The organism is Metapseudomonas phytobenefica (assembly GCF_043392685.1).
Lineage (GTDB): Bacteria > Pseudomonadota > Gammaproteobacteria > Pseudomonadales > Pseudomonadaceae > Metapseudomonas.
In genome coordinates, this window is the sequence record NZ_JBHZGM010000011.1 from 1 (window position 1) to 22,912 (window position 22,912).

The 22,912-nt window shown below is 64.6% G+C and carries 25 protein-coding genes and 1 tRNA gene; 17 read left to right on the plus strand and 9 right to left on the minus strand.

Going from position 1 to position 22,912, the window contains the following annotated elements; genetic code table 11:
- The first annotated feature begins 130 nt into the window (after window positions 1–130).
- From ACFW0B_RS11195 to ACFW0B_RS11215, 5 genes are read left to right on the plus strand one after another with little or no spacing between them, the layout of a single operon-like run.
- Window positions 131–328: a hypothetical protein gene (locus ACFW0B_RS11195; RefSeq protein WP_449148044.1), complete on the plus strand. Its 198-nt coding sequence runs from the start codon at window positions 131–133 to the stop codon at window positions 326–328.
- The gene (locus ACFW0B_RS11200) at window positions 325–822 is read left to right on the plus strand and encodes a hypothetical protein (RefSeq protein WP_449148046.1); all 498 of its coding nucleotides are present in this window, start codon (window positions 325–327) and stop codon (window positions 820–822) included. Before ACFW0B_RS11195 ends, ACFW0B_RS11200 begins: the two co-directional genes overlap by 4 nt.
- Window positions 819–1,079: a hypothetical protein gene (locus ACFW0B_RS11205; protein ID WP_449148048.1), complete on the plus strand. Its 261-nt coding sequence runs from the start codon at window positions 819–821 to the stop codon at window positions 1,077–1,079. Before ACFW0B_RS11200 ends, ACFW0B_RS11205 begins: the two co-directional genes overlap by 4 nt.
- A 58-nt stretch (window positions 1,080–1,137) precedes the next feature.
- Complete coding sequence (locus ACFW0B_RS11210) at window positions 1,138–1,353, plus strand: DNA-binding protein (RefSeq protein ID WP_449148050.1); 216 nt, start codon at window positions 1,138–1,140, stop codon at window positions 1,351–1,353.
- The gene (locus ACFW0B_RS11215) at window positions 1,350–2,579 is read left to right on the plus strand and encodes an Arm DNA-binding domain-containing protein (RefSeq protein WP_449148052.1); all 1,230 of its coding nucleotides are present in this window, start codon (window positions 1,350–1,352) and stop codon (window positions 2,577–2,579) included. The genes ACFW0B_RS11210 and ACFW0B_RS11215 overlap by 4 nt, the downstream gene beginning before the upstream one ends.
- A gap of 110 nt (window positions 2,580–2,689) precedes the next feature.
- On the opposite strand, the gene ACFW0B_RS11220 is transcribed toward ACFW0B_RS11215, so the two are convergent.
- Window positions 2,690–2,779: transfer RNA gene (locus ACFW0B_RS11220), tRNA-Ser, on the minus strand.
- A 279-nt stretch (window positions 2,780–3,058) separates the two neighbouring features.
- Between ACFW0B_RS11220 and ACFW0B_RS11225 the strand changes: the two genes are divergently transcribed.
- Complete coding sequence (locus tag ACFW0B_RS11225; protein ID WP_449148054.1) at window positions 3,059–3,748, plus strand: crotonase/enoyl-CoA hydratase family protein; 690 nt, start codon at window positions 3,059–3,061, stop codon at window positions 3,746–3,748.
- Between the two features lie 24 nt (window positions 3,749–3,772).
- Here ACFW0B_RS11225 and ACFW0B_RS11230 read toward each other — a convergent pair whose 3' ends face one another.
- Window positions 3,773–4,630, minus strand: a complete 858-nt coding sequence (locus tag ACFW0B_RS11230; RefSeq protein WP_449148056.1) for an alpha/beta fold hydrolase — start codon at window positions 4,628–4,630, stop codon at window positions 3,773–3,775.
- A 157-nt stretch (window positions 4,631–4,787) separates the two neighbouring features.
- On the opposite strand from ACFW0B_RS11230, the gene ACFW0B_RS11235 reads away from it, so the two are divergent.
- Window positions 4,788–5,759, plus strand: coding sequence for a magnesium and cobalt transport protein CorA (locus ACFW0B_RS11235; protein ID WP_449148058.1), 972 nt, complete (start codon window positions 4,788–4,790; stop codon window positions 5,757–5,759).
- Window positions 5,760–5,843: 84 nt separating this feature from the next.
- Here the strand turns inward: ACFW0B_RS11235 and ACFW0B_RS11240 are convergent, their stop codons facing one another.
- Window positions 5,844–6,563 carry an amidotransferase gene (locus tag ACFW0B_RS11240; protein WP_449148060.1) on the minus strand — a complete coding sequence of 240 codons (720 nt, stop codon included), beginning with the start codon at window positions 6,561–6,563 and terminating at the stop codon, window positions 5,844–5,846.
- Window positions 6,564–6,901: 338 nt separating this feature from the next.
- On the opposite strand from ACFW0B_RS11240, the gene ACFW0B_RS11245 reads away from it, so the two are divergent.
- The gene (locus tag ACFW0B_RS11245) at window positions 6,902–7,126 is read left to right on the plus strand and encodes a hypothetical protein (RefSeq protein WP_449148062.1); all 225 of its coding nucleotides are present in this window, start codon (window positions 6,902–6,904) and stop codon (window positions 7,124–7,126) included.
- A gap of 24 nt (window positions 7,127–7,150) precedes the next feature.
- A complete protein-coding gene (locus tag ACFW0B_RS11250) occupies window positions 7,151–7,414 on the plus strand; it encodes a hypothetical protein (RefSeq protein ID WP_449148064.1) in 264 nt (87 codons plus the stop codon).
- 96 nt (window positions 7,415–7,510) lie between these two features.
- On the opposite strand, the gene ACFW0B_RS11255 is transcribed toward ACFW0B_RS11250, so the two are convergent.
- The 3 genes from ACFW0B_RS11255 to ACFW0B_RS11265 form a co-directional block, all read right to left on the minus strand.
- Window positions 7,511–9,655, minus strand: a complete 2,145-nt coding sequence (locus tag ACFW0B_RS11255) for a 3-hydroxyacyl-CoA dehydrogenase NAD-binding domain-containing protein (protein WP_449148066.1) — start codon at window positions 9,653–9,655, stop codon at window positions 7,511–7,513.
- Window positions 9,656–9,750: 95 nt separating this feature from the next.
- Window positions 9,751–10,956, minus strand: coding sequence for an acetyl-CoA C-acetyltransferase (locus ACFW0B_RS11260; RefSeq protein ID WP_449148068.1), 1,206 nt, complete (start codon window positions 10,954–10,956; stop codon window positions 9,751–9,753).
- 592 nt (window positions 10,957–11,548) lie between these two features.
- The gene (locus tag ACFW0B_RS11265; RefSeq protein WP_449148070.1) at window positions 11,549–12,436 is read right to left on the minus strand and encodes an AEC family transporter; all 888 of its coding nucleotides are present in this window, start codon (window positions 12,434–12,436) and stop codon (window positions 11,549–11,551) included.
- A gap of 146 nt (window positions 12,437–12,582) precedes the next feature.
- On the opposite strand from ACFW0B_RS11265, the gene ACFW0B_RS11270 reads away from it, so the two are divergent.
- The 8 genes from ACFW0B_RS11270 to ACFW0B_RS11305 all read left to right on the plus strand — a co-directional run bounded on the left by ACFW0B_RS11270 (window position 12,583) and on the right by ACFW0B_RS11305 (window position 20,475).
- On the plus strand, window positions 12,583–12,939 hold the full coding sequence (locus ACFW0B_RS11270; RefSeq protein ID WP_449148072.1) for a rhodanese-like domain-containing protein: 357 nt from the start codon (window positions 12,583–12,585) through the stop codon (window positions 12,937–12,939).
- A gap of 3 nt (window positions 12,940–12,942) precedes the next feature.
- Complete coding sequence (locus ACFW0B_RS11275; RefSeq protein ID WP_449148074.1) at window positions 12,943–13,740, plus strand: cytochrome c; 798 nt, start codon at window positions 12,943–12,945, stop codon at window positions 13,738–13,740.
- A gap of 151 nt (window positions 13,741–13,891) precedes the next feature.
- The gene (locus ACFW0B_RS11280; protein ID WP_449148076.1) at window positions 13,892–14,443 is read left to right on the plus strand and encodes a peroxiredoxin; all 552 of its coding nucleotides are present in this window, start codon (window positions 13,892–13,894) and stop codon (window positions 14,441–14,443) included.
- Window positions 14,444–14,717: 274 nt separating this feature from the next.
- On the plus strand, window positions 14,718–15,869 hold the full coding sequence (gene ydcS, locus ACFW0B_RS11285) for a putative ABC transporter substrate-binding protein YdcS (protein ID WP_449148078.1): 1,152 nt from the start codon (window positions 14,718–14,720) through the stop codon (window positions 15,867–15,869).
- Window positions 15,870–16,124: 255 nt separating this feature from the next.
- Window positions 16,125–17,135 (plus strand): ABC transporter ATP-binding protein, encoded by a 1,011-nt coding sequence (locus ACFW0B_RS11290; protein WP_449148080.1) that lies wholly within the window; start codon window positions 16,125–16,127, stop codon window positions 17,133–17,135.
- 3 nt (window positions 17,136–17,138) lie between these two features.
- Window positions 17,139–18,077, plus strand: a complete 939-nt coding sequence (locus ACFW0B_RS11295; protein ID WP_449148082.1) for an ABC transporter permease — start codon at window positions 17,139–17,141, stop codon at window positions 18,075–18,077.
- Complete coding sequence (locus ACFW0B_RS11300) at window positions 18,067–18,873, plus strand: ABC transporter permease (RefSeq protein ID WP_449148084.1); 807 nt, start codon at window positions 18,067–18,069, stop codon at window positions 18,871–18,873. Before ACFW0B_RS11295 ends, ACFW0B_RS11300 begins: the two co-directional genes overlap by 11 nt.
- A gap of 177 nt (window positions 18,874–19,050) precedes the next feature.
- Window positions 19,051–20,475: a gamma-aminobutyraldehyde dehydrogenase gene (locus ACFW0B_RS11305; RefSeq protein WP_449148086.1), complete on the plus strand. Its 1,425-nt coding sequence runs from the start codon at window positions 19,051–19,053 to the stop codon at window positions 20,473–20,475.
- A 129-nt stretch (window positions 20,476–20,604) separates the two neighbouring features.
- Here ACFW0B_RS11305 and ACFW0B_RS11310 read toward each other — a convergent pair whose 3' ends face one another.
- From ACFW0B_RS11310 to ACFW0B_RS11320, 3 genes are all read right to left on the minus strand, one after another.
- On the minus strand, window positions 20,605–21,312 hold the full coding sequence (locus tag ACFW0B_RS11310; protein WP_449148088.1) for a type 1 glutamine amidotransferase: 708 nt from the start codon (window positions 21,310–21,312) through the stop codon (window positions 20,605–20,607).
- 170 nt (window positions 21,313–21,482) lie between these two features.
- Window positions 21,483–21,824 carry a ribonuclease E inhibitor RraB gene (locus ACFW0B_RS11315; protein WP_151133107.1) on the minus strand — a complete coding sequence of 114 codons (342 nt, stop codon included), beginning with the start codon at window positions 21,822–21,824 and terminating at the stop codon, window positions 21,483–21,485.
- Between the two features lie 325 nt (window positions 21,825–22,149).
- The gene (locus ACFW0B_RS11320) at window positions 22,150–22,911 is read right to left on the minus strand and encodes an SDR family oxidoreductase (RefSeq protein ID WP_449148090.1); all 762 of its coding nucleotides are present in this window, start codon (window positions 22,909–22,911) and stop codon (window positions 22,150–22,152) included.
- Between the last annotated feature and the right edge of the window lies 1 nt (window position 22,912).

Below are 22,912 nucleotides of genomic sequence, written 5' to 3' on the forward strand. Positions count from 1 at the left end.
ATGCCTGGTATGAGCGCGACAGTGGCAACAGCCCTGGGGCTGCGGCTTCTATGTTGCACAACGGCGATCCCTGTGGCGCCACCCGCCGTGCCATCGTCCGCGCTGCCGCCGAGATAGGGAGATCGATACCATGACCACCAGCATGCAGCCCTCCGCCTTCCAGCAGAAGACCGAAGCCCTGCTGACCGACCATCCCCTGGCCCAGGCCATCGCCCTGCTCAAGCGCGCCAAGAACCACCTCAACCACTCCAGCGTCCTGGCCCAGGACCTGAGCACCGAAATTTCCGAGTTCACCGCCGCCTATGAGCGGAAGGAGCAGCAGTCGTGATCGGCAAACACACGTTGTGCAACTGCCCGGCCGGATTCAGCGCAGCCCCCGAAAGACACGCGCCAGACTGCCCGGGGCGTGTCGGAGCAGGAAAGCCGGCCTTAAGTTCCAGGCCCGCCCCGTGTTCCACCTGCGGCTATGAGAACGGCATGCACAGCTGCGCCATCGTCCTCAATGGAAAGCTGGCGGCCAAGACAAAGGATCTTGAGCGCGCTCATATGCGCATCCGGGAAATGGACCTGCTGTTCGGCCGCTACATCCTCGCCATGCGCTCGGCGCTGATCGAGCAGGAGCACGGTAAGGGCTCTGAGGCGGCCATGGTCTGGATATTCAACAGCCTGGCGGGCCCTGGCGAGTTGCCGCCCGAGGACGAAACCGACGCCCAGGCCTACTTCGACCGCGAGATAAAGCCGGTGGACGAGGGCCTGCAGGAGATCATGAAGTTCTGGGAGGCGGATCGGCAGGCCAAGGCTACCAAGGAGGTGAAGCCGTGATCATCGCTGACAACTTCTTCAGCCAGACCGATCAGGAGATAGCGGCACGCTTGGCCAATGAAAACGAAGCCTACCGGCGGGACGTCGAGCGGCACGAGCGCGAGATCGCTGAACGGAAGGCCGTCGACTACCACGCAAACTGCCGTGACTGCGGTCGCTTCGTGGAGAAATGGCGCTGGGTTGCCCGGTCCAGCATCGATGCCATCGAGCGAGGCAGGCGCCCACTGTGCCGCCCCTGCTGGGACGAATACGACTGATCCACCCCTTCCCCACCTACCCCACCAGCTGCCGGCGAGAGTCGGCGGAGGCATTCCTATGTCCGCAGCAGAGAAACTCGATCTCCATATCTCCCCGGGCGCCTGGTTTCGCCAGGAACTGCTCTTCCACACCTTCGGCATCTCCACCGAGGCGGCGCGCAAGTACCGCAGCGGCGGCCTCTGGCTGGAAGGCAAGCATTGGCGCTGGGACCCCGCCGGGCGCATCGTCTACAACAAGAAGGCCATCGAGGCCTGGATGGAAGGCAAGCCATGACAGACAAGCTGCCCACCGGGGTCGAGTTCAACGGCAAGCAGCTGCGCATCTGGTTCATGCTCAACGGCCAGCGCTTCCGTGAACCGCTCCCCGGTATCGTCAAGATCAACAAGGCCTCGATCGCCTACGCCGACAACAAGCGGCGCACGATCCTGGCCGAGATCAAGGAAGGCCGCTTCGATTATGCCGCCCACTTCCCGGAGTCACCCCGGGCGGCAATGTTTTCCGGTACCGGCGGGCCCCGCATCAACCGTACCGTCAAGGACGGGGTGGAGCGCTGGCTGGAGGTGCAGGTCGCCAAGAAGGCCAGCAGCACCAGCCGCAACTACGGCCACAAGGCCAAGCACGTCCTGAAGTGGGGCGGCCCGCGGCGCATCGTCGACGTGAGCAAGAGCGACCTGGAGCTGTTCCAGGCGCAGCTGCTCAAGTCCGGCCTGTCGCCGAAGTCGGTCAACGACATCTTCACCGTGGTCAGGGGCGTCTGGGCCGATGCCTATGGCGACGGCATCCTGAAGAGCAATCCGCTGGACCGGGTGAAGAACGTCGAGCGCGACCACGATGACGATTCCGCCGATCCGTTCACCCGTGAGGAACTGGACCTGATCGCCAAGGTGGAAACCACCCGGCAGCAGGACATCACGATGATCCTGTTCGACTGCTGGGCGGGGCTTTCGGTGTCGGAGCTGATTGGCTTGGGCTGGGATGATGTGGATCTGGAGGCAGGGACGGCCATGGTGCGGCGCGCCAGGGTGGAGTCGGAATACAAGGTTCCGAAGGAGAAGAGCCGGGTCCGGCTGGTGGAGTTGATTGACCCGGCAATCGAGTACCTGCGTAAGCAGTTCGACGAGACGGGCGAGTTGCCGGCGGTGACGGTGGAGGTCGTGCAACGCGACAACGTGACCAAGAAGCGGGAGAACGTGAAGTTCGTGTTCCGCAATGGGGTGAGTGGCGAGCCCTGGCACGCCTCCAGCGTCGGCCGCTGGTTCACCGGGCACCTGAAACGGGCCGGCGTCCGCCATCGGGGCCCCAACCAATGCCGCCACACGTTCGCCAGCCAGGCGCTGTCGAGCTACGTGCCGGTCGAATGGGTGGCGCGCCAGCTCGGGCACACCGACACCACCATGGTGAAGAAGCACTATGGCCGGTGGATTCCGTCGGACACCCGCAGCATGGCGGGGATGGTGTCGCAGATGATGGGCTTTCGGACGGATCAGAGCGGCGCCTAGCGGCATGGAAAGCGCTGTTTTTGCCCTAAATTTGCCCTAAACCCCAAACACCAGAAAGCAAAAACCCCCGACTTCGCTAGGAAAATCAGGGGTTTGCTTGAATCGAAAAGTGGCGGTGAGGGAGGGATTCGAACCCTCGATACGGTTTCCCGTATACACACTTTCCAGGCGTGCTCCTTCAACCGCTCGGACACCTCACCGGGATCTCTTCGAGGCGTTGGCCCCGTCGAGGTGCGCTAATTTAGTGGAGTGCTTTTCGGAATGCAAACACTTTTTTCATAAATTTCATGCGTTTATGAAAAACTCTTTCTCCTGCCTTTTTCGCCGGGCGCTGTCAAGGGGCCAGCAGGGGGCTTTGGGCGCGTTGCTGGGAGGCAAACGCAGAGGGCCGCGCAGGCTGACTCGCCAGTCAGTTTCAGTCCTTTACCTCCACGGTGGCGCTGAGTAACGTCGGCCCACTTCTTAACAAGGAACCTGCCATGACTGAGCTGATCTCCTACCAACTCGAAGACGGCATCGCCACCCTGACCCTCTGCAACGGCAAGGTGAATGCCATCTCCCCGGATGTGATCGCTGCTTTCAACGCCGCGCTGGATCGCGCCGAACAGGATCGCGCCATCGTGATCATCACCGGTCAGCCGGGCATCCTTTCCGGCGGTTATGACCTGAAGGTAATGACGTCCGGTCCGCAGAACGCCGTCGCCCTGGTCACCGCCGGTTCCACCCTGGCTCGCCGCATGCTGGCGCACCCCTACCCCATCATCGTCGCCTGCCCGGGCCATGCCGTGGCCAAGGGCGCCTTCATCCTGCTGTCCGCGGACTACCGCATCGGCGTGGAGGGCCCCTTCAATATTGGCCTGAACGAAGTCCAGATCGGCATGACCATGCACCACGTGGGCATCGAGCTGGCTCGCGATCGCCTGCGCAAGTCGGCCTTCCATCGCTCGGTGATCAACGGTGAGATGTTCGACCCGCAGGGCGCAGTGGATGCCGGCTTCCTCGACAAGGTGGTGCCGATCGAGCATCTGCAGGAGGCTGCGCGTGGCGCAGCCCTGCAACTGAAGAAGATCAACATGACCGCCCACCGCAACACCAAGCTCAAGGTGCGCAAGGCGCTCCTGGAAACCCTGGACGCGGCCATCGCGCAGGACAAGCAGCACCTGGCCTGACCCCAGCGCTCGTAGAAAGACTGTTCAGACCGACTGACCGGCGGCGGGATGTCTGGTGTACTGCGCCAAGCCGCTCACAACGGCTTCCACCACGGTTGCCGGCGCGCGCAGCCAGGCGCTGTGGGCGTTCTCGGACGCGGGTCTTGGCGAGGGCAGCATGTGCACGGAAGGCCGCTCCTGGACCAGCGCCGCCAGGCCCCGGGTCGAGGCTTCCGGGGCGAAGGGGTCGCCGATCAGGCCGATGTAATGGGAGGGCGTCGTATTGATTCGCGCGGGATGCAGCGCCAGCCCGAGGTGGTCGAAGTTGCCGCTCCAGGCCACCCGTCCCCACTCCCGCATCAGGCCGCGCGCTTCATGGCCGCCGAAGCCGATGACCTTGCCCGGCAGGTAGCCGAACACCGCTGTCAGCAGGTTGAAGATCAGCGAGACGCCGGGCGTCAGCAACCGATGCCTGCCCTGCCAGTTGCGGTAGTGGATGTTGCCGCAGGCGATGCCCACTACTGAGACCCCGGCAGCAGGGTTGGCAGCCGCGTAGAGAGTTGCGACATGCCCACCCAGGCTGTGCCCCACCAGCACCGGGCGGCTATGGGGGAAGTACTCGCGGGCGACCGCCAGCAGGCTCGGCACGAACTCCTCCACCAGGTCGCGGTAACCGTAATCCAGGCGCCGGTTCGGCCGCGGGCCGCTTTCGCCCTGGCCGGGCCAATCCGCCACCAGCACGTGGTTGCCGGCGGCCACCAGGCCAAGGGCGAAGTGCTCGTACTTGCATGCCGCCACGCCAAGCGCCGGCAGCAGGATCAGTACCGGCCCGGAAACGGCCGAGCGGTAGACGCGATAAGGGCAGTGGAACCGTCCTGAGGAAAAACCGAAAGCCTCGGTCACCTTGTTCTCCTTGTTTCGATCGAGGGACGTGCTCAATCTAGAGCAACTGCTCCAGGCCTGCCATTGCGGAACCCCGGGCTACGGCAAGACTCAGAGGATCAAGCACGTTAAGCTCCGCGACACATTCCCCAACAACGGATGAAGGAACCGCTGAACCATGGGTCGAGTCGTTGCCGCCGCTGTGTACGCCAAGGGCCGGAAAGTCACCGACATAACCCTCGATGAAGGCCTGGAATGGGCCAGCAAGCCTGGGCACTTCGTCTGGATCGGTCTGCATGACCCCGGCGCAGAGGAGCTTAGCAACCTGCAGCGGCAGTTCGACTTGCACGAACTGGCCCTGGAAGACGCCCTCACGCGTCACACCCGGCCCAAGCTGGAAACCTTCGGCGATGCCCTGTTCCTGGTGGTCTACTCGCCGATCGAGGTGAATGGCGAGTTGCAGTTCATCGAGACCCAGTTGTTCGCCGGCAACGGCTACATCATCAGCGCCCGCTATGGCGAATCCGCGCCCTACTCCCGCGTTCGCCAACGCTGCGAAGCCCGCCCGCTGCTGCTCGAACATGGCGAGGATTTCGTGCTCTACGCACTACTGAGCTTCGTGATGGAGAACTACCGGCCATTGATGGACAGCTTCCATTCGGAGCTGGAGGAAATTGAGCAGAACGTGCTGGAGCGCCCGCTGGGCCAGGCCGATGTCGAACGCATCCATTGCCTGCGCCGCGACCTGCTGCGCCTGCGCCGCTACATCGGCCCCATGGGGGAAATCTGCGAGGAGCTGCAGCGCCTGGACTTCCCGTTCATCGACAAGCACATGCGGCCTTACTTCCGCGACATCGCCATTCACGTCAAGCGCCTGCTGGAAGACCTCACCGGCCTGCGTGAAATGGCCGACCACGCCATCGAGATCGGCCTGCTGCTGGAGTCGTCGCGCCAGAGCGTGGTACAGCGCAAGTTCGCCGCCTGGGCCGCCATCCTCGCCTTCCCCACGGCCGTCGCCGGCATCTACGGGATGAACTTCCAGAACATGCCGGAGCTGACCTGGGATTACGGCTACTTCGGGGTGCTGGGGCTGATCGCGACCGGCTGCACGGCGCTCTATGCCAGCTTCAAGCACTACGGATGGCTGTAAGGCGACGCGTCGTCCAGCCGGGACAAGCCCAACGAAAAAGCCCGCCATCTCATGTGGCGGGCTTTTTCATCGGTGACGCGAAGATCAGGCGGCGTGGTCGCGGGCTACGAAACGCATCATCCATTCGGCAACGGCGGTGCCCTGGTGATCGCGGTCCAGGCTGCTCACGCCCTGCTTGTAGACTTCATCGCCCAGGAAGTCCTGGCGCAGGTCCAGAATGGCGCGGGAGTAGTCCGCGACGAATTCCGGGTGGCCCTGGAAGCACAGCACCTGATCACCGATGTGGTACGCGGCGTTCGGACAGAAATCGCTGGAAGCCAGCAGCGTGGCGCCCTTCGGCAATTCCGTGACCTGATCCTGGTGGCTGATCAGCAGGGTCAGGTTGTCCAGCGCTGGGGTCATCCATTCCGGTTTCTGCTTCAGCTGGTAGCTGTGAGTACCGACACCCCAGCCCTGGGTCGCGCGCTCGGTGCGGCCGCCGAGCAGGAGCGCCAGCAACTGGTGGCCGAAGCAGACCCCCAGCAACTTGTCGCCCGCCTCATAACGCTCCAGCAAAAATTCCTTGAGCTTCAGGATCCAGGGGTCGGTCCCAAAGGAATCGGCCTTGCTGCCGGTTACCAGGTAAGCGTCGAACTTCTCGCCCTCAGGCGGGTAATGCCCCTGCACCACGTTGTAGACACTGAATTCCGCGGCAATCGGTTGCTTGGCGAACAGCTGCTCGAACATGAGGCCGTAGCCCTTGTATTGATCGATCAGTTCGGGGCGGAGAATGTCAGTTTCGAGAATGCAGATGCGAAGTGGCATTAGCTCATGGTTCCTGAAATGCGCTGAGGCTCTGTGTGGTGGAAATGTGCGTTTTATTTAACACAGCGCCGATGTGATTGAAATACCGCCTGGTCCAGCTATCCATAGCCTGCGTCCAACGGTCCGATAGACAGCTCCAGCGCTTCTCGCGCCCCTCGGAGCTCGCGAGAGCACACCGCTCTAACGCGGGGCTTCCCGAGCACGTCAAGTAAAATTGACGGTGCCCCGGCGAACTATTGCTTCCATCGATAGTTACCATGCCTGAAGGTCGTTTTTTTATCGAAACGATTTTCGCGACTCTACGCCCACCCTAAGTCCCCCGGTCGCGGAGTCCAGTCATGAGCAACCCCACCATCAAGTCCGCACGCAACGGAGCCCTCGCCAGCCTCGGCCTGTATTTCGTCGTGGTGATGGTGGTGCTCGCGGTCAGCTTCGGCTACGAGCGCGGACGCATCGGCGTCAGCCCCACGGACGCATCGATGAGCTTCTACCAGCAACTCAGCCAGAGCATCCCGGTGCTGCTGGCCAGCCAGAAGAAGCCGAGCGGCAGACACCAGGGCTAATGACAGGGACAGGCGATCACGACGATGAAACAGCAACGGAACCGGCTCTATTTCCTCACCGCCCTGGCCGTCATGACCAACGGCTTCTCGCTGATCGGCTGCGCCCATGGCTCGGTCGGCGCGGTCGCCAAGAACATCGAAGCCAATCACAACATCAGCCGTGGCATCACTACCGAACTGTCCCTGCGCGGCCATTCCAGCAACCCGCCGCAGCGCAACCTGCCGCAGCTCCCCAAGCCCTTCATGCTGGAATGCCTGGAAACGGGCAACTGCGTCTGGATGGGTTAAGGGGCAAGCGGTGAAAGCCGCTTCGCCCAGGCACGACCCGCGGCGCGCAAACAAAAACCGGCTCACAGTGAGCCGGTTTTTTATGCGTCGCAGGACCTAGAAGAACTCCCCCCGGGCCGCCTTGTCCAGCAGCAGCGCCGGCGGCTCGAAGCGCTCGCCATACTGCTCGGCCAGGTAGCGGGCGCGGGCAACGAAGTCGCGCAGGCCGTACTGGTTGATGAACTGCAGCACGCCACCGGTCCAGGCGGAGAAGCCGATACCGAAGATGGAGCCAATATTGGCGTCGGCCACGGAGTGGAGCACGCCCTCCTCCACGCAACGCACGGTTTCGATGGCCTGGATGAAGAGGATGCGATCGCGCACATCCTCCTGCGGGATCTGCCGGTCGGCCTTCTCGAAGCGCGCCTTCAGCTCCGGCCAGAGACGCTTCTTGCCACCCGCCGGATAATCGTAGAAGCCGCCACCCGCCACTTTGCCCGGCCGCTTGTATTCGTTGACCATCAGGTCGATCACGGCGAACGCCGGATGCTGCGGCATCACCTTGCCCTCGGCCTTGAGGTCCTCGATGGTCTGGCTGCGGATGTGGGTCATCAGGCTCATGGAGACTTCATCGGAAATCGCCAGCGGCCCCACCGGCATGCCGGCCTTGCGGGTTTCGTTCTCGATCATCGCCGCCGATACGCCTTCACCCAGCATGGCGATGCCTTCGTTGGTGAAGGTGCCGAATACACGGGAGGTGAAGAATCCGCGGCTGTCGTTGACCACGATCGGGGTCTTCCTGATCTGCAGCACGTAGTCGAAGCCACGGGCCAGGGTTTCGTCCGAGGTCTTCTCGCCACGGATGATCTCCACCAGCGGCATGCGGTCCACCGGGCTGAAGAAATGCAGGCCGATGAACTTCTCCGGACGGGCCACCGCCTGGGCCAGGCCGGTGATCGGCAGGGTCGAGGTGTTGGAGGCGATCACCGCATCCGGCAGCGCCGCGGCCTCGGCGGCGGCGCTGACCCTGGCCTTCAGCTCGCGGTTCTCGAACACGGCTTCGATGATCAGGTCGCAGCCGTCGAAGTCGGCTTCGCTGGCGGTCGGCTTGATGCGGGCGAGGATGGCATCGCGCTTCTCGGCGGCCATATGACCGCGACTGACAAGCTGATCGAGCAGGCCCTGGGAATAGGCCTTGCCCTTCTCGGCCGCCTCGACCGACACATCCTTGAGCACCACCTCGATACCGGCGATGGCGGAAACGTAGGCAATGCCCGCGCCCATCATGCCGGCGCCGAGTACACCGACTTTCTTCGTCACGTAGGGCGCAGGGCCCTTGGGACGGGAGCTGCCGGCATTGATCTCGTTCAGCTGGAACCAGAAGGTGCCAATCATGTTCTTCGCCACCTGGCCGGTGGTCAGCTCGGTGAAGTAGCGCGCCTCGATCAGCTGGGCGGTGTCGAAGTCGACCTGTGCGCCTTCGACGGCGGCACACATGATCTTCTCCGGCGCCGGGAAGCAGCCCTTGGTCTTGTCACGCAGCACGCTCGGGGCGATGGCCAGCATCTGCGCCATCGCGGGGCTGGACGGAGTGCCGCCAGGAATCCTGTAGCCGGGGGCGTCCCAGGGTTGCACCGCCTTGGGATTGGCGGCGATCCAGGCGCGGGCCTTGGCCAGCATCTCCTCCGGCGTCTGCGCCAGATCGTGGATCAGGCCGGCCTTGAGGGCCTGCTCCGGGCGTACCTTGCGGCCTTCGGCGAGGTACGGCAGCGCCTTCTCGATACCCAGCAGGCGCACCATGCGCACCACGCCGCCACCGCCCGGCAGCAGGCCGAGGGTGACTTCCGGCAGGCCCAGCAACACGCTGCTGTCATTCAGGGCAATGCGGTGATGGCAGGCCAGGCAGATTTCCCAGCCGCCCCCCAGTGCAGCGCCATTGATGGCGGCCACCACCGGCTTGCCGAGGGTTTCCAGGCGGCGCAGCTGGCCCTTGAGCCCCAGCACCATCTGGTAGAAGTCGCTGGCCTGGGCCTTGGTGACCTTGATCAGCTCATTGAGGTCGCCGCCGGCGAAGAAGGTCTTCTTGGCCGAGGTGATGATCACGCCGGCGATGCTGTCCTGCTCGGCTTCGAGGCGTTCGACGGCCTTGCCCATGGCCTCGCGGTACACCGCGTTCATGGTGTTGGCGCTCTGGCCGGGCATGTCCATGGTCAGGACAACGATATTGTCCTGGCCTTTTTCGTAACGGATGGCGTCTGTCATTTCTTATGTCCCATGCGTCGCCGCAGGAGCGGGCTTCTTCGCGAACACCCTCAGAGGGGCGCCTTTCGCGAGCAGAGCTCGCTCCTGCAAACAGATCAGATTCGTTCGATGATGGTGGCGATGCCCATGCCGCCGCCGACACAGAGCGTGGCCAGGCCGTAGCGCAGGTTGCGCGCCTCCAGCTCGTCCAGCAGCGTGCCGAGGATGGCGCAGCCGGTGGCGCCCAGCGGATGGCCCATGGCGATGGCCCCGCCGTTGACGTTGACCTTCTCTTCCGGCACGCCCATGTCCTTCATGAACTTCATGACGACCGAGGCGAAGGCTTCGTTGACCTCGAACAGGTCGATGTCCGCCACGCTCAGGCCGGCCTTGGCCAGGGCCTTGCGGGTGGCCGGCGCCGGGCCGGTGAGCATGATGGTCGGGTCGGTACTGGTGACCGCCGTGGCAACGATGCGTGCGCGGGGCTTGAGGCCCAGCTCCTTGCCCTTGGCGGCGGAGCCGATGAGCATGGCGGCCGCGCCGTCGACGATGCCGGAGCTGTTGCCTGGGGTGTGCACGTGCTCGATGCGCTCGACCTGGCTGTACTTGCGCAGGGCGGTGGCGTCGAAGCCCATCTGTCCCATCATCTCGAAGCTGGGTTTGAGCGCGCCCAGTCCTTCGAGGGTTGAGTCGGCGCGGATGAATTCGTCGTGGTCGAGCAGGACGATGCCGTTCTGATCGGTGACCGGCACCAGGGACTTGCTGAAGGCGCCGCTGGAGCGGGCCTTGGCGGCCTTCTGCTGGGAGCGCAGGGCGAAGGCGTCGACATCCGCGCGGCTGAAGCCTTCCAGGGTGGCGATCAGGTCGGCACCGATGCCCTGCGGCACGAAACTGGTGTGGAAGTTGGTTTCCGGGTCCATGGCCCAGGCGCCTCCGTCGGAGCCCATGGGTACGCGGGACATGGATTCCACGCCGCCAGCCACCACCAGGTCCTCGAAACCGGAACGCACCTTCATCGCCGCCAGGTTCACCGCTTCCAGGCCCGAGGCACAGAAACGGTTGATCTGCTGGCCGGAAACGCTCTCGTCCCAGTCGGCCACCAGTGCGGCGGTCTTGGCGATGTCGGCGCCCTGGTCCCCCACCGGGGTCACGCAGCCGAGGACGATGTCGTCTACCTGGCTGGTGTCCAGGTCATTGCGTTCGGCCAGGGCACGCAGCAACCCGGCGATCAGGTTGACCGGCTTGACGCTGTGCAGAGCGCCGTCCTTCTTGCCCTTGCCGCGGGGTGTGCGCACCGCGTCGAAAATGAATGCTTCGGTCATGGCGTCCTCTTGAGGCAGCTGGGTGGCACCACGGGTGCCTGTTGTTCTTGTACGTGGGTTGCCGGTGTCCCGGCAGGCTGCGGCTACCTTATCGCTATAGTCCAAGGGCTCAATGACGGAAGTGCTCAGCCCCATTGACCGCTGCGCTCAGACGAACGGTCGGCTGATGGCCAGTTGCTGGCCAAGGAGAAAGGGAGGTGTCTGGCTTCGGGGCCGATCAATGGCCATCAGCCACGCTCAATAGCCGGACATTACAAACACCGGCGCACTAGTTCCCAACCGATATAAGTGCGATGTGATGCCGGCCCTAGAGTTTGAAATGCAAGTGGCCACCGCCGGGATTTGCCGGGGTGGTGTTTCGTCAATAGCCACGGGGGAAGGCGAGGTTCCGGGCCGGCCGTAGGGAGCCCTGACCGACGCGCCTCCAACAACAACAAAGGCAGTTGGCCATGTTCAAGCAGCCGAAAATGCGGCAAGCGAGCCTGATCGTCTTTGCCACCACCGTCATTCTCATCCTTCCCAACCTGACCCGACTGGTCAGCTGATCGTCACCTGTCATCTGGTCGTCCTGTGCTGCGTGCCGCCATTGCGGTCAACGCAGCGCGGGTAGCCACCATGCCAGCAGCAGCGGAATCAGCGCGAAGGACAGCAGCGTCGAGCACATCACCAGGCTCGCCACCGCCTCCGGCGAACGTCCCGCACGCACCGCGAACAGGTAGTTGAACACCGCCACCGGCATGGACGACTGCATTACCAGCACGCCCTGGGCCAGCGGCGGCAGGCCGAGCGCCCAGCCCACCAGCCAGCCGATGGCGGCACCGCAGAGGATCCGCAGCGCCCCCAGGAGCATGCCGTTGCCCAGGTGATGCACGCGAATGCTGGCCAGGGACACGCCGAGGGTCAGCAGCATCAGCGGAATGGTCATGCCGCCCAGCAGGCTGATGGTGTTGGCCAGCCAGAGCGGCAGGTGAAGGTCCCAGATCACCAGCGGCAAGGCCAGCGCCAGGCTGATGATGATGGGGTTGGCCAGGAGCTTCTTCGGCGAACGCTCGCTGCCGGAAAGCAGCAGGCCCAGGCTGAAATGCCCGACCGACAATACCAGGAAGAAGGCCACCGCCAGCGCCAGGCCCTTTTCGCCGAAGGCATAGAGGGCAATCGGCAGGCCCATGTTGCCGGAGTTGGGGAACAGATAGGCCGGCACCAGGATGCGCCAGTCCTGGCGGAACACCCGACTGAAGAGGATGCCGACCAGCCCCATGGCCAGCATGACCAGCAGGCAGGCGATGGCCAGCTGGCCGAAGGCATGGCGGTCGATCTCGGTCCGGCTCAGGGTGGAGAGCACGAGGCTCGGCGTGCCGATATTCAGCACCAGGCGCGCGATGAATTCCGTGGGATAGGGCTGCCCCGAGCGGGCCCAACCGTAACCCAGGCCGGCGGCGATGAGCACCGGGGCCATGACTGCGAACAACTCGGCCAGCACGGCCACTCCTTAAGAGCTACTGGTGCCCTGAACGGGCGCCGAAAAAAGCTCTGGTTATGACGGAAAGCCGCGATCCTAACGGCCCGCACCCACCTTGGGCAATTGTGCTAGCTTGCCCGGACACGCCTCAAGAACGAGCCGCCATCATGCGTAACCTCCTCGCTGTTCTTGCCCTCTCCCTGAGCATTCCCGCCGCTGCCGGCGAAACCGACCAGGCTGCTGCCGTCCAGGCCATGCAGCACCCCGATGCTGTCCTCATCGATGTCCGTACCCCGGAAGAGATCGCCCAGGGCGAAATCCCCGGCGCGCGCCATATCGGCTATGAAGAAATTGGCCAGCGAATCGCCGAAGTCGCCCCGGACAAGAACACCCCCATAGTGGTCTACTGCCGCAGCGGTCGCCGCGCCAGTATCGCCCAGGACACCCTGCAGGACCTGGGCTACAGTCGCGTGATCAATGGCGGCGGCTACCTGGACCTGAAAACCGCCCTGCACAAGGACTGATCGATGCGCAATGCGCTGCTCGCACTGCTGTTCTGCATTCCCCCACTCCACGCCGCCGAGCTGACCTTGGACCTGCCTGGCGGCTCCCGCACCTGGGAGACCGGTGCCCTGCTCGCCCATCCTCAGGCCAGGGAGGTGACCATTCCGGATGACGTTTCCTACAAGAAGACCATGCGCTATCGCGCTATTCCGCTCGCCGCGCTGCTCGAAGGCGTGACGCCGGAGCAGCACCTGCAGGCCGTGGCGCTGGACGGCTTTGCCGCCGAGCTTACCGCCGCGCCGCTGCTGGCCAAGGACGGTTCCCAGGCCTGGCTGGCCATCGAAGACCCGGCCAGCCCCTGGCCTCCACTCGCCGCCGGAAAGCCCAGCGCCGGCCCCTTCTATCTGGTCTGGACCGATCCCAAGGCTGCCCGCATCGGCCCGGAGCAGTGGCCCTTCCAGGTGGCGCGCATCCGCTACCTGCCGTCGGTGGCCGAACGCTTTCCCGCCCTGCTGCCGGCCAACGATGCCACCGCCAAGGTCAAGGCCGGCTTCGCCCAGTTCCAGAAGAACTGCCTGGCCTGCCACCGCCTCAATGGCGCGGGCGACGCCCAGTTCGGACCGGACCTGAACATCCCCCACAACCCCACCGAATACCTCGCCGGCGACTTCCTGCCCCGCTACATCCGCGACCCGCAAAGCCTGCGCCGCTGGCCCGAAGGCAAGATGCCGGGGTTCTCGAAGGAAGCCATCACCGATGAGGAACTGGGGCAGCTGATCGGCTACCTGAAGCACATGTCCGGGAGGAAGGTGGCGCCCTAGTTGCCTGGAACCCCAGCCTGCGGTGCCTGTAGGGGCGAACTCATTCAGGTCCCGCATGGGCGGCATGGCCCCGGCACATTTTCCAAGGTCACCGGAGCCTTCCATACTTGTTCTATCCCGATGCCTCCCTCTGCTCCGGAGCACCCCTGCCATGCTCACCATTGGAGACAAGCTGCCGGTATTCGACATGCTGGCGGTGGACCATGACTCGGAACACGCCGCCAGCCCTGAACACGCCTTCAAGCGAGTCAACCAGGACAGCTTTCTCGGCAAGTGGAAGGTGCTGTTCTTCTGGCCCAAGGATTTCACCTTCGTCTGCCCGACCGAGATCAAGGCCTTCGGTGACCTGCTGGAGCAGTTCAACGACCGCGACACCCTGCTGATCGGTGCCTCCACCGACAGCGAGTTCGTCCACCTTGCCTGGCGCCGCGACCACAAGGACCTGAAAGGGCTGAGCTTTCCCTGGCTGGCAGACATCAAGCATGAACTCTCCGGCGCCCTCGGCATCATCGATCGCCGCGAAGGTGTCGCCCTGCGCGCCACCTTCATCATCGATCCGGACAACATCATCCGGCATGTCTCGGTGAACGACCTGCTGGTGGGCCGCAACCCGCAGGAAACCCTGCGCCTGCTAGATGCCCTGCTGACCGAGGAACTCTGTCCCTGCAACTGGCGCAAGGGGGAGGCGACGCTGCATTACTGATGCGGTCCACGTGAGGCCGGTGCTTTGTGGGGGCGAATTCATTCGCTATGGGCAACGCAGTTGCCCCCGAGGGCCGAACTTGCGGTCCGGTCAGCGAATGAATTCGCCCCCACAGGAATGCGCCCGCGCCCCTTCCTTGTCAGCCCCAAAGCCCCGAACTACGCTGCTCAATGCGAGCAGCGACCGTGTTTTTCGGCTCGCTTTCAGCTCACCGCCGACGGCATGCCAGTTCCGCCGAACAGGCTCCGCACGTCATGTACAACAGGAGTCGATAATGCCTTCGCTCAACCCTCTATTCCTTTCGTTCGCCGTCAGCTGCGCCTGCCTCAGCGCTTCAGCCCAGGCCGCCGAATCGTTGAAGCAGGTCGGCGCCGGCGAAGGTCAGCTCGACATCATTGCCTGGCCCGGCTACATCGAGCGCGGCGAGTCGGACAAGAACTACGACTGGGTCACCCAGTTCGAAAAAGACAGCGGCTGCAAGGTCAACGTGAAGACCGCTGCCACCTCCGACGAGATGGTCAGCCTGATGGCCAAGGGCGGCTACGACCTGGTCACGGCCTCCGGCGACGCTTCCCTGCGCCTGGTGTTCGGCAAGCGCGTGCAGCCGATCAACATCGAGCTGATCCCGAATTGGAAAACCCTCGACGAGCGCCTCCAGAACGCCCCCTGGCACACGGTCGATGGCGTGCACTACGGCACGCCCTATCAGTGGGGACCGAACCTGCTGATGTACAACACCAACCTGTTCAAGACGGCGCCGGACAGCTGGGCGGTGGTCTTCGAACCCCAGCAACTGGCCGACGGCAAGTCGAACAAGGGTCGCGTACAGGCCTACGACGGCCCCATCTACATCGCCGACGCCGCCCTCTACCTGAAGTCCGCCAAACCGGAACTGGGCATCCAGGACCCTTACCAGCTGACCGAAGAGCAGTACACCGCCGTGCTCGACCTGCTGCGCCAGCAGCATGAGCTGGTGCACCGCTACTGGCACGACGCGACCGTGCAGATGAGCGACTTCAAGAACGAAGGCGTGGCCGCCTCCAGCACCTGGGGCTACATGGCCAACACCCTGAAAGCCGAGAAGCAGCCGGTTGAAACCGTGGTCCCGAAAGAAGGGGTCACCGGCTGGGCCGACACCACCATGCTGCATGTCGACGCCAAGCACCCGAACTGCGCCTACAAATGGATGAACTGGTCGCTGGAGCCCAAGGTCCAGGGTGACCTGGCCGCCTGGTTCGGCTCCCTGCCCGTGGTCGCCAAGGGCTGCACCAACAGCGAACTCCTGGGCGCCAGCGGTTGCGCCACCAACGGGTACGACCAGTTCGACAAGATCGCCTTCTGGAAAACCCCGCAGGCCGAGGGCGGCAAGTTCGTGCCCTATAGCCGCTGGACCCAGGACTACATCGCGATCATGGGCGGTCGCTGAACTGGCTGCGCGACCTGATGGCTGCGTTGCGTCCTCGCTCGGCGCGTCGCCTACCAGGAGGTATGTCTCGCGCCTCGCTGCGGGGCGCCTTGCCCTCAGGCCGCTCGCTCAGTCCAGCCCGTAGCACGATGAAACCTCCCTCTCCCGCTTGCGGGAGAGGGGCCCGGGGGAGAGGGTAGCCCGGCAGCACACGCTGTTTGCCCTCCCCCCTAGCCCTCTGCTGGAGGGAGAGAGCCTCCACGTCGGAGCCCGAACATGACCACAGCCGTCCAGTTCACCGATGTCTGCCGCCACTACGGCGATGTGAAGGCCGTCGACCGGGTGTCCATCGAGATTCGCGACGGCGAGTTCTTCTCCATGCTCGGCCCTTCGGGTTCGGGCAAGACCACCTGCCTGCGCCTGATCGCAGGTTTCGAGCAGCCCACCTCGGGCTCCATCCGCATCCACGGTGAAGAGGCGGCTGGCCTGCCGCCTTACGAGCGCGACGTGAACACGGTGTTTCAGGACTACGCGCTGTTCCCGCACATGAACGTGCGCGACAACGTCGCCTATGGCCTCAAGGTAAAAGGTGTGGCCAAGGCCGAGCGCCTGGCCCGTGCCGATGAGGCCCTGGGGATGGTCGCCCTGCCCGGCTACGGCGAGCGCAAACCGGCGCAGCTGTCCGGCGGCCAGCGCCAGCGCGTGGCCCTGGCCCGCGCGCTGATCAATCGACCCCGTGTCCTGCTGCTGGACGAACCCCTGGGCGCGCTGGACCTCAAGCTGCGCGAACAGATGCAGGTGGAGCTGAAGAAGCTGCAGCGCCAGCTCGGCATCACCTTCATCTTCGTCACCCACGACCAGGGCGAGGCGCTGTCCATGTCCGACCGCGTGGCGGTATTCAACAAGGGCCGCATCGAACAGGTGGACAGCCCGCAGAACCTCTATCGCAAACCGACCACCCGCTTCGTCGCCGAATTCGTCGGCACCGCCAACGTGCTCCATGGCGACCTCGCCCAACGCCTAACCGGCACCGCCGGGGCCTTCTCCCTGCGCCCGGAGCATGTGCGCTTCGGCAGCGCCAGCAACGGCGAGCTGCAAGTCAGCGGCACGGTGCTGGACGTGCAATACCTCGGCGCCAACAGCCGCTATGAACTCAACCTGGAGGGCGGCGGGCGCCTGGCGGTGAGCCTGCCCAACGGCGAGGAGCCGGACGTCGCACGCCCGCAACCCGGCCAGCAGGTACAGGTCTGCTGGGCCAGAAGCGCGATGGTCGCGCTCAGCGAGTAGGCCATGAGCGCCGTCATCGCCAGCCATCAGAGCGGTCCGCTGCGGGGACTCTCCAACCTGCTCTACCGGCGCTCGACGCTCTACCTGCTGCTGCTCCTGACCCCGCCGCTGCTGTGGTTCGGCGTCGTCTACATCGGCTCGCTGTTCGCTCTGCTCTGGCAGAGCTTCTACACCTTCGACGACTTCACCATGGCGGTGACGCCAGAGCTGACCCTGGCCAACTACGCCGCCCTGTTCAACCCGGCCAACTACGACATCATCCTGCGCACCCTGACCATGGCCATCGCCGTGAGCCTGGCCAGCGCGGTCCTTGCCTTCCCCATCGCCTACTACATGGCGCACTTCGCTTCGCCGCGGGAGAAGGCCTTCTTCTACATCGCGGTGATGATGCCCATGTGGGCCAGCTACATCGTCAAGGCCTATGCCTGGACAGTGATCCTGGCCAAGGGCGGGATCTTCTACTGGCTGATCCAGCAGCTGCACCTGGACAGCCTGCTGGGCAGCCTGCTCACGGTTCCCGGCGTCGGCGGCAATACCCTGTCCACGTCGCACCTCGGACGCTTCCTGGTGTTCACCTACATCTGGCTGCCGTTCATGATCCTGCCGATCCAGGCCTCCCTGGAGCGCCTGCCACCGTCGCTGCTGCAAGCCTCGGCGGACCTCGGCGCGCACCCGCGCCAGACCTTCATCCACGTAATCCTGCCGCTGGCCTTCCCCGGCGTCGTGGCTGGTTCGATCTTCACCTTCAGCCTGACCCTGGGCGACTTCATCATTCCGCAGTTGGTGGGACCCAGCGGCCTGTTCATCGGCACCATGGTCTACGTGCAGCAGGGCTCGGTGGGCAATGTCCCGCTGGCGGCGGCCTTCACCCTGGTGCCCATCGTGCTGATCGCCATCTACCTGTCCATCGCCAAGCGGCTGGGGGCCTTCGATGCACTCTGAGAAAGCGTCCTGGGGCCTGCGCCTGGCGGCCTGGGGCGGGCTGGCATTCCTGCATTTCCCGATCCTGGTGATCCTGCTCTACGCCTTCAACACCGAGGAGTCGTCCTACAGCTTCCCGTTGCAGGGCTTCACCCTGGAATGGTTTTCCGTGGTGGGCGGCCGCGAGGACGTGTTGCAGGCCATCGTCCTGTCCCTGAAGGTCGCCTGCCTGGCCACCGCCCTGGCCATGGTGCTCGGCACCCTGGCCGCCGCCGCGCTGTACCGCCGCAGCTTTTTCGGCAAGGAGAGCATCACCCTGATGCTGATCCTGCCCATCGCCCTGCCCGGCATCATCACCGGCATCGCCCTGCTTTCGGCGTTCAAGACCCTCGGCATCGAACCGGGCATGTTCACCATCGTCGTCGGCCACGCCACCTTCTGCGTGGTGATCGTCTACAACAACGTGATCGCACGCTTGCGCCGCACCTCCCACAGCCTCATCGAAGCCTCGATGGACCTGGGAGCGGACGGCTGGCAGACCTTCCGCTACATCATCCTGCCGAACATCGCCACCGCGCTGCTGGCAGGCGGCATGCTGGCCTTCGCGCTGTCGTTCGACGAAATCATCGTCACCACCTTCACCGCCGGCCACGAACAGACCCTGCCGCTCTGGCTGCTCAGCCAGCTCAGCCGCCCGCGTGACGTCCCGGTGACCAACGTGGTGGCGCTGCTGGTGATGCTGGCCACCATGCTGCCCATCCTCGGCGCCTACTACCTGACACGAGGCACCGAGTCGGTGGCCGGGGGCGGGAAGTAACGATATTCCCCTCCCGCACGGTCCCCTCCCCTCGCCCTTCAGGGAGAGGGGCCGGGGGAGAGGGTAGCCAAGCCAGATCCAGAACACGTGGCTGCCGGCGAGCCCGCAGCCCTCTCCCAACCCTCCCCTGGCCGGTCGCCCCTTCAGGGAACGGGAACAAAACGGAGGACTTCCATCATGCAAACCAAACTCCTCATCAACGGCCAGTTCGCCGCCGGCGAAGGCGAGGCCCTGGACGTCCTCAACCCCGCCACCGGCGCCGTGCTGGTGAAAATCCCCGAGGCCAGCGAGGCCCAGGTAGACGCCGCCGTGCGTGCCGCCGACGCAGCCTTCGAAGGCTGGGCCCAGACCTCGCCGCGCGACCGCGCCACCCTGCTGCTGAAGCTGGCGGACAAGATCGAAGGCCACGCCGAAGAGCTGGCGAAACTGGAGTCCGACAACTGCGGCAAACCCTATGCCGCCGCACTGAATGACGAGATCCCGGCCATCGCCGACGTGTTCCGCTTCTTCGCCGGCGCCAGCCGCTGCCTCACCGGCTCCGCCGCCGGCGAATACCTGCCGGGCTTCACCTCCATGATCCGCCGCGACCCGGTGGGGGTGATCGCCTCGATTGCGCCCTGGAACTACCCGCTGATGATGGCCGCCTGGAAGCTCGGCCCGGCCCTGGCCGCCGGCAATACCGTGGTGCTCAAGCCCTCGGAGCAGACGCCGCTGACCGCCCTGCGCCTGGCCGAGTTCATCGCCGAGCTACTGCCGCCGGGCGTGGTGAACATCGTGCTCGGCCGTGGCCCCAGCGTGGGCAGCCCGCTGGTGTCGCATCCGCTGGTGCGCATGGTGTCGCTGACCGGCTCGGTGGGCACCGGCAAGGCCATCATCCGTAGCGCCGCGGAAAGCGTGAAACGCACCCATATGGAACTGGGCGGCAAGGCGCCGGTGATCGTCTTCGACGATGCCGACCTCGCTGACGTGGTGGCCGGCATCCGCACCTTCGGCTTCTACAACGCCGGGCAGGACTGCACCGCGGCCTGCCGCATCTACGCCGGCAAGAAGATCTACGACAACTTCGTGGCCGACCTGGCCAGCGCCGTGTCCAGCCTCAAGACCGGCCTGCAGAACGATCCGGCCACCGAGCTTGGCCCGCTGATCACCCAGAGCCAGCGCGAACGCGTAGCCGGCTTCGTCGAGCGCGCCAGCGCCCTGCCCCATATCCGCATCGCCACGGGCGGCAAGCCGGTGGCCGGCAGCGGCTTCTTCTACGAACCGACGGTGGTGGCCCATGCCAGCCAGGACGACGAGATCGTGCGCCGCGAAGTGTTCGGCCCAGTGGTGACGGTCACGCCTTTCAGCGATGCAGACGAGGCGGTGCGCTGGGCCAACGATTCCGACTACGGCCTGGCCTCATCGGTCTGGACCCGCGACGTGGGTCGCGCCGCCGCCGTGGCTTCGCGCCTGCAGTACGGCTGCACCTGGATCAACACCCATTTCATGCTCACCAGCGAAATGCCCCACGGCGGCTTCAAGCAGTCCGGCTACGGCAAGGACCTGTCCATGTACGGACTGGAGGATTACACCGTGGTGCGGCATGTGATGATCAAGCATTAGCGCAGGAGCATTGTGGGGGCGAATTCATTCGCTAAGGGCAGCGCAGCTGCCCCCTTGGAATCTCGATGGCCGAACCTTCGGTCCGGTTAGCGAATGAATTCGCCCCCACAGAAAAAGGCCACGGCCGGACTAACCGAACGCCAGATCCAGCCAGCGCCGATAGAAGCCTTCCGCCACGTGGTTCAGCGCCTTTACCTTCGTCGGCAGGTCTTCCAGCATCTTTGCCCTGGCCTGCTGGCTGGGCTGGGTTTCGTCCAGCAGGTGCGCCCAGTCGGTCAACCAACTCTGCACCAGATCCTCGGTCATCTCCGGATGGCCCTGCAGGGCCAGAACCTTGTCGCCCCAGGAGAAGCCCTGGTTGGGACACCAGGGGCTGTCCATCAGCCACTGGGCGCCTTCGGGCAGGTCGAAGGTATCGCTGTGCCACTGGTAGATGGAGAACGTCTGCGGCAGGTGCGCCAGCCAGGGGTTGTCGGTCGCCAGGGCACGCTTTTCCAGCGGCTGCCAGCCGATCTCGGTGTAGGGCATGCGATGCACCGGGGCATCCAGGGCGCGGGCCAGCAACTGGCCGCCCAGGCAGTGGCCGATCATGGGCACGTCGCGCGCGATGAAGTGACGCAAGGCGTCGATTTCCGCGCTGATCCAGGGCAACGGGTCATTCACGCTCATGGGCCCGCCCATGATGGCCACAGCCCTCGGCTGATCGAGGTCGTAGCCATCCAGTTCGCCCAGGTCCGTGCGCAGTACGGTGAAGTCGCGCTGCTCACGATTCAGGACGTCGGCCAGGTGGCCGGGTGCACAGAAATCCGCGTGGGTAAGAATCAGGATGTCGGTCATGGGTCCCCTCCGTCAGCGGAAGTCTGAGGCAAAGGCCATGCCGAGGTCGAGTCGGGCAAGCGTAAGTACCTGCAGGGAACAGGTATGGCAGGGGAAGGAGAAAAACCGCCCGGATCATTGTCCGGAATGCCCGGTTCGCAGCAGGTGGGCCGCCGCGAACCGGGATGGCCTCAAGGTTGCTTGACGCCGACTTCCTGGGTCACGCCCCAGCCATCGAGCACACCGCCGAGCGGGACCACCAGGGCCTCCAGGTCGTGCTCGAAATCACCGATCCCCGCATGGGTGGCGTACATCACCTTGCTCACCTGCAAATGCCAGGCCCCGTCGGCGCGAACCGACACCTGGGCATTCAATGACTCACCACGAAAATTCTTCGCCGCCAACCGTGCCCGGTCCTCGTCGGGGAAGATGGCGTAAAACTCGATCGGATGAACTCGGGCAAAATCGAAACCGCCCTCTTTCATGCGGCGCAACAGATTGCTGCTGACATCATCGTGGAAGGCTGTGCTCATGATACGACCTCCTCTTAGCGATGGATGAGAGTTCCGCTTTTCCGCTGTTTCCGAGAAGCCGGTGAACACGGCTTCGCGACACCATGCGGTGCCGCCCCAGGGCCAGCGCTGCTGACACAACACCAGCCCCCCGACCGGGCCCCGCGCGGACCCGGCCATTGATTCACTCGTCGAGTGATCTTTGCGCTTTCATTTTGCAGGGTAGCGTCACCACGCCGGGTCTGCCGGAAAGCTGGACAAATTGTCACAAAAGTAGCGACAGGCGGCGGTCCGGCCTCTCGCGTCATTGCATTGGCCTTCCGTTTGGTCGGACCGTCCCATTCGATCAGGCACCGCTCAGCAGCTTCATGATCCCCCGGTTCACCCAGGCCGGAGATACCTGCCCCGCGCCATACATCAGCCGGAACAGCCAGCTCACCGGCCGGTGCACCGCAGCGCCATGGGCCTGTTGCCAGGCGGCTTCGGCGATATCCTCGGCGTTGAGTTTCACCCCGAGGCGACGCAACACGGGCGGTTCGAAGTGCTGGCTGCTGACCATCGGCGTGCGCACGAAGGGCGGCATCAGGTCGCCTACACGAATGCAGTGGCGGCGCCACTCCAGTTCCAGCGCCTCGGTGAAGCCGCGCACCGCGAACTTCGAGGCCGAATAGCTGGCCATGTGCGGCGTGCCGTAAACACCCGAGGCGGAGCCCATGTTGATCACCTGGGCGCCACGGGTGGCCTTGAGGTAGGGGAATGCTGCGTGGGTCACCTGCACCAGTCCCAGTACGTTGATGGTGAGGATGCGCGCGTGCTCGGCCATGTCGATTTCCTCGAACTGGCCGAAGCGCAGCACGCCTGCGCAGTTGAACAGCAGGCGCAACTGACCGTCGTGACGACCGCAGAAGTCCGCCAGGGCGGCTTCGACGGCGGCCAGGTCAGTCACATCCAGCGCCTGGTGCCAGACGTCACCCAGGGCGGAGGCCTGGGTAGCCAGGGCCTCGGCGTCGCGGTCCACCAGCCCCACCCTCCAGCCACGGTCGTGGAACAAACGTGCCGTCGCAGCGCCGATGCCGGAGGCGGCGCCGGTGATCAGGATGTTGTGCATG